Raw genomic sequence first — 5244 nt, forward strand, 5'->3', positions numbered from 1 at the left:
TAAAAGATAATGTTAAGATTTTGTATGGAGGTCTTGGAATGTTAGCAAATCAAGCTAGGGTTAGATTTGAGCGTTTTTTGCTCTTTTTTATTATTTTACAGCCTGTTTTAGATTTATTAACGTCTCTTAGCATCACTTTATTAAAGTCAAGTGCTACCGTTGGAATTTTAGTAAGATTCCTTATTATGGCTGTGGGTAGTATTTACATTTTAATTCAGGCAAAAGAGAAGGGAAATAGAAAGTTTTTAATTTATCTTATATTACTAGCCGGAGTTTTAGGGGTAGGATTTATTAATAACAAACTAGTTAAGAATCCTATTGTACTTGGTGAAGAAGTTAAATTCGTTGCGAAAGCGTTATATATATATATCATGCTGGGATCATACATTTTAGCTTTAAAATCATTGAAAAAGAAAGTTAATATTAGTGATAAGGTTCGAAATAGTATTGTATATTCTACATTAATCATTAACGCAATTATGGTTATTTCTATTTCAACATCTACTGACTTTGGTAGTTATGAATGGATGAAGGTGGGTTCTCGAGGTTGGTTCTATGCAGGGAATGAACTAGGTTCAATCTTAGCCATTATTTTCCCTATTGTGGTACTATATTCTATTCAAAAAACAAAGAGCTGGAAACACGTTTTATATTGGATTCCATCGCTTTTAATGATTTACTCATTAATTCAGGTCGGTACGAAAGTAGGAATGGGCTCAATTGGTGCTACGTTAGCGGCAGCAATCGGGATCATTGTACTACAATTATTATTTGATAGAAAAAATCCGAACAAAAAATCCCTTGCGCTTAATGCAGTAATTGCTATTGTCCTATTAGCTGGTGTAGTTGGAACGTTTAAACAAACGCCATTAGCACAAAATATGGGCATTCACAATAACTATTTATCAGAGCAAAATGTGGCACAGCAAGGTCAAAAAGAAAAAGAAATTAAAGAGAAGCTGAAAAAAGAGCAAGAACTTAAAGCAAAAGAAGAAAATCATCATAAAGTTGAAAAGCCAGAAGAAAAGGCAAAGATAGAAGAGGAAGTTAAGAAAGAGCTTGAGAAAGAGCAAAAGAAAGAAAATCAAGAAAATCTTATTTTCAGCGGACGTCAAGTATATGAAGAAAGACATAAGCAGTTCTTTAAAGAAGCGCCAACGTCACAAAAGTTATTAGGAATGGGTTATGCAGGTAATTTTAAATATAATGAACAAAAGCAGCCAGATCCAAAGCTAATTGAAATGGACTTCCACGATTGGTTTTATGACTTTGGGATTATTGGTTTTGCATTACTAATGATTCCATTTATTTATTACGGCTTAAGAATCCTACTAGTATTTATTACAAGGTTTAAAGAGATATTTAATATAAAATATGGAATGATTGCAGCAAGCTTATTGTTAGCATTAGGTATTGCTTATATTGCAGGACATATTTTAACAGCACCAGGAGTTGGGATTTATTTTGTAGTGGTGTTAGCTTATCTAATTGTAGACTTAGAAATTGAATGATCAAAATAAAAGCTAACTTTTGTTAGCTTTTATTTTTTAGTACAGTAAAATAAAGATAGATGGAAATGTAGCGAGGATTTAAAGGAGGAAAAAATATGAGGATATTGCATATGAATGCAGGAGCAGAAGATGGGGGAGGGAAAACACATATTATTTCACTTCTCGATCAGTTTCCAACTGGTGAAGTAGAATTAGCGGTATTTGAAGATGGAATTGTTGCGAAAGAAGCAAGAGAGTTAGGGATAAAAGTCCATGTGTTTTCACAAAAATCCCGCTATGATTTATCTATTTTAAAGAATATAAGCGAATTCATTAATAATGAAAAATTTGATATAGTTCATACGCATGGTCCTAGGGCTAATTTCTATGTTTCTTTAATGAAAAAGAGAATAACGGCAAAATGGGTAACGACTATTCATAGTGATCCATTTGAAGACTTTACTAAACAAGGCTTAAAAGGTTGGATTTTTACGAAATTAAATTTGAAAGCCTTAAAAAATGTAGATTTATTTTTTGTTGTAACAAATAGATTAAAGAAAAGTTTAGCTGCTTTAGGTATTTCTAATGAAAAGATGCATGTTATTTATAATGGAATTGAATACGATAAGGAAAAAGCAGAAGGTTATAATAAAAAAGAAATGTTCAATATTGATGAAGATGTATTTACGGCAATCCAAGTAGCACGATTGCATCCTGTGAAAGGACATGAAGTTCTATTTGATGCGTTACAACGAACAAAATTAGAGAAAATTAAAGTATTGTTAGTTGGCGATGGCCCGTTAGAAGAAAATCTAAAGTCATTGGCTACTGAAAAAGGGATTAATAATAAAGTTGAGTTTTTAGGGCATCGTCAAGATGTAAAACAATTATTTGCGTCGTCACATGTGAATTTATTAACCTCCCATAGTGAAGGGTTCCCACTAGTTTTATTAGAAGCGGCAAATCAACGCGTACCATCAATTGTGACTAGGGCTGGAGAAATTGAACCATTAATTGTAGATGAAACGTACGGATGGATTGTGCCAACAGATGATGGAAGGGCATTAGCATTAGCTTTAGAAGAAGCGTATGATAAGTGGAAAACTGGAGAATTAGTAGCAATGGGGAAACATATTTATGAGCATGCTATTATGAACTTCTCACTTCAAAAACTATATGAAGATACAAAGGAAACATATAAGCAATTAATAGCGAAAAACTTGTAATGATAGAGAGGATAGTTAACTATGGCAGTACAAACAGTTGATATTCTAGGCGTTCCTTTTTCTACAATGACAATGGATGAAACGGTCCAATATTTAAAAGAACAACTAGAAGTGGAGCGAACACATACTTTTCAGGTAGTAACAGCAAATCCTGAAATTGTTATGTGTGCAAAAAAGGATGAAGCATTCCATCAAACATTATTAAATGCAGATTTAATTACACCTGATGGTATTGGAGTCGTAAAAGCAAGTGGTATGTTAGGTACACCTGTAAAGGAACGTGTAGCAGGTTTTGATTTAATGTGTAATTTACTTGCGGCGTTATCAGAAGACAATAAACCAGTATCAGTTTTCTTATTAGGTGCAAAACCGCATGTTGTACAAGCTGCAGCAGATCATTTAACGAAGACGTATTCAGCTGTATCTATTGTGGGTATACAAGATGGGTATTTTAAACAAGAAGAAGAAGAAAATATTGTTTCTCGTATTCAAAAGGCAAAACCAGACTTATTGCTTGTTGCACTTGGTTTCCCGAGACAAGAGAACTTTATCCAAACGAATAAGCATCGTTTAGAAACGAAAATGGCCGTTGGAGTAGGCGGAAGTTTAGATGTATGGGCTGGAGAGGTAAAACGTGCACCAAAATGGATTCAAGCGATCCATTTAGAGTGGTTTTATAGATTGTGTAGCAATCCAACGCGTTGGCGTCGTCAGTTAGTATTAGCGGAATTTTTAAAAGAAGTCATGCGTTCAAAAAAGTAGCGTTCTATCGCTACTTTTTTATTTGTCCATTTTTAATAAAGTGCGTTTTTATTCATCTACTACCGATTGCGGACACTCACTAATCGGGTGTTTAATGGCCATGGTTTTTTTATCTATCTCTCTTTGCTTCAGCTGAATTTTGAGGTGAGGGGTCTTACTGCCCTCAAATAGTCGGATAAGTATTTTACTTTTTGGGAATGATGAAGGAGAATTTTTTACACGAAAGTATTTTACTTATACAATTCACACATGTAAAATGATGTGTAAAGACAGCTGTGTAAGGAGGACTTCTTGTGGGCAAGGTGAAAGAAATTTCGAAGCGAAAGCTACTTAGTATAGCGGGGCTTGGATGGTTATTTGATGCAATGGATGTTGGAATGCTTTCATTTGTAATGGTAGCGCTGCAAAAAGATTGGGGATTAAGTACCCAAGAAATGGGCTGGATAGGCAGCATTAATTCAATTGGTATGGCGGTCGGGGCGCTCGTTTTTGGAATACTATCAGATAAAATAGGGCGAAAATCAGTCTTTATTATTACATTATTATTATTTTCTATCGGTAGTGGTTTAACGGCTTTAACGACGACACTTGCTATGTTCCTTGTTTTACGATTTTTAATTGGTATGGGGCTTGGTGGAGAACTTCCAGTTGCTTCTACATTAGTATCGGAGAGTGTTGAAGCACATGAACGTGGCAAAATAGTTGTGCTATTAGAAAGTTTTTGGGCAGGTGGATGGCTAATCGCAGCTCTTATCTCGTATTTTGTTATACCGAAATATGGTTGGGAAGTTGCGATGATATTGAGTGCGGTTCCGGCGCTATATGCTTTATATTTAAGATGGAATTTACCGGATTCTCCAAGATTCCAAAAGGTTGAAAAAAGGCCATCCGTTATCGAAAATATAAAGTCAGTTTGGTCTGGGGAATATCGTAAGGCAACAATTATGTTATGGATTTTATGGTTTTCTGTTGTTTTCTCCTATTATGGCATGTTCCTTTGGTTACCTAGTGTAATGGTATTAAAAGGATTTAGTTTAATAAAAAGTTTCCAATACGTACTTATTATGACGTTAGCTCAATTGCCAGGTTATTTCACAGCTGCTTGGTTTATTGAACGTCTTGGTCGTAAGTTTGTTTTAGTTACGTATTTAATTGGTACAGCTTGCAGTGCTTACTTATTTGGAGTAGCAGAGTCATTAACGGTATTAATCGTAGCAGGCATGTTACTATCATTCTTTAATTTAGGCGCTTGGGGTGCATTATATGCTTATACACCTGAACAATACCCAACAGTTATTCGTGGTACAGGTGCAGGGATGGCGGCAGCATTCGGTCGTATTGGTGGTATTCTTGGACCGCTATTAGTAGGATATTTAGTTGCTTCACAGGCTTCACTATCACTAATATTTACGATTTTCTGTGGATCAATTTTAATAGGCGTATTTGCTGTAATTATACTTGGGCAAGAAACGAAACAACGAGAATTAGTATAAGGTAAAACTTTAATCGGTAAGTGATCTCAATTATTGGTCCGTACCAATTATGTTTTAGAGTAGTAAAACTAAGAGCTCATGTTTTCTCATTCAGTGGGTTTTACTGCCTACAAATAACGGAATAAAAGGGCAGGGGGAACCATGATGGTTCCCTTTTTTCTGTTTTTTTAGATAAATAATGGTATAGTAAGAAAAAGGGAATGTTCCTTATAAAAGCGAATGTATACAACAGGACATACGGACAAAAGAATTAGGTGGTTGAAGAAATGAAAA

General features: G+C 34.7%; 4 protein-coding genes. All 4 read left to right on the forward strand.

The features are described 5' to 3' along the window. Nucleotides 1–38: 38 nt before the first annotated feature. Complete coding sequence (locus MR083_RS25920) at nucleotides 39–1511, forward strand: O-antigen ligase family protein (RefSeq protein WP_000880773.1); 1473 nt, start codon at nucleotides 39–41, stop codon at nucleotides 1509–1511. A gap of 95 nt (nucleotides 1512–1606) precedes the next feature. After that, nucleotides 1607–2716, forward strand: a complete 1110-nt coding sequence (locus MR083_RS25925) for a glycosyltransferase family 4 protein (protein WP_001221235.1) — start codon at nucleotides 1607–1609, stop codon at nucleotides 2714–2716. Between the two features lie 21 nt (nucleotides 2717–2737). Beyond that, complete coding sequence (locus MR083_RS25930; RefSeq protein ID WP_000290759.1) at nucleotides 2738–3478, forward strand: WecB/TagA/CpsF family glycosyltransferase; 741 nt, start codon at nucleotides 2738–2740, stop codon at nucleotides 3476–3478. A 293-nt stretch (nucleotides 3479–3771) separates the two neighbouring features. Further along, nucleotides 3772–4971, forward strand: coding sequence for an MFS transporter (locus MR083_RS25935; protein ID WP_000521111.1), 1200 nt, complete (start codon nucleotides 3772–3774; stop codon nucleotides 4969–4971). The last annotated feature ends 273 nt before the right edge of the window (nucleotides 4972–5244 follow it).

Origin of the sequence: Bacillus cereus group sp. BfR-BA-01408 (assembly GCF_022663305.1) — a bacterium.
Classification (GTDB): domain Bacteria; phylum Bacillota; class Bacilli; order Bacillales; family Bacillaceae_G; genus Bacillus_A; species Bacillus_A pacificus.